Annotated in this window: 2 protein-coding genes; both read left to right on the top strand. The window is 56.5% G+C overall.

Going from position 1 to position 1,055, the window contains the following annotated elements:
- Positions 1 to 6: 6 nt before the first annotated feature.
- Positions 7 to 210: a dodecin family protein gene (locus EN879_RS36955; protein ID WP_013531476.1), complete on the top strand. Its 204-nt coding sequence runs from the start codon at positions 7 to 9 to the stop codon at positions 208 to 210.
- Positions 211 to 296: 86 nt separating this feature from the next.
- A complete protein-coding gene (locus EN879_RS36950) occupies positions 297 to 662 on the top strand; it encodes a PRC-barrel domain-containing protein (protein WP_024505095.1) in 366 nt (121 codons plus the stop codon).
- The last annotated feature ends 393 nt before the right edge of the window (positions 663 to 1,055 follow it).

Genomic DNA, 1,055 nt, shown 5'->3' with positions numbered 1-1,055 from the left:
GAAGCCATGTCTGTCGCCCGCGTCACCGAAATCACATCGTCGTCGAAGAAGAGCTTTCAGGACGCCATCGAACAGGGAATTGCGCGCGCATCCAAAACGCTGAAGAACGTCGAGGGCGCCTGGATCCAGGACCAGAAGATCGTCGTCCAGGACGGCAAGATCGTTGCTTATCGCGTCAACATGAAGGTTACCTTCATCCTCGCGGAGTGATCGGTCGACGCCGAAAAAGTCGGGAACCTTCGCCCGCGCCCCTCATTGTCCAATTATGGTTCGAAACCACAATGAGGAGCACAATCATGGCAACCCAGACTGGCCACACCCAAGCCATTGCCGCTTCGCGGGTCATCGGCACATCGGTCTACAACACCGAAGGCACAAGCATCGGCAGCATAGAGGATGTGATGCTCGACAAGATGACGAACGGGATCATGTTCGCGGTCATCGGTTTTGGCGGCTTCCTTGGCATCGGCGAGAAATATCACGCCATTCCCTGGGCAAGCCTCGACTATGATGAGGACAAGGGCGGTTATGTCGTGCCGTTTTCCAAGGAACAACTCATGGCGGCACCGGCCTATTCGATCAACGAACTGACCGGTGCCGATGGCGAGGCGGCGCGCGACGAATCCTACAATTATTACAAGGTCACGCCTTACTGGCATTAACAACAACGACAAAGCGGCCCCGTCGAGAGAGACGGGGCCGCTTTGGATTCCGGCTTATTCGCTGACGTGTAAGGGGGCCATCGCCTTCGGCGGCGACTGCTGATTGTCGCATGACGTCAGGAATGCCGCCGCGATCAGAAACAGACTCACGATACCGCTCAACTGAGACATGGCGAAACTCCTCCTGTTTCGCCCCGCGCGCTGCACCTTAACCGGAAGTCAGCCGACCGTACATGACTTATGATGACAGCGATTTGCGCTTCGTGAATCGTTCGGACGCTGTTGCCGCGGCAACAATTGCCAGCGGGCCGATTGCCTTTTGCAGCACTTTGGCTAAGACGTGCGGCATTCTTCAGATCAATCGAGGACATCGCAAATGACCGCCATCGTCGA

Source organism: Mesorhizobium sp. M7A.F.Ca.AU.002.02.1.1 (assembly GCF_003998535.1).
Lineage (GTDB): Bacteria > Pseudomonadota > Alphaproteobacteria > Rhizobiales > Rhizobiaceae > Mesorhizobium > Mesorhizobium ciceri.
The sequence above is the reverse complement of the archived record's forward strand: the minus strand, read 5'-3'. Positions and strand labels throughout refer to the sequence as shown.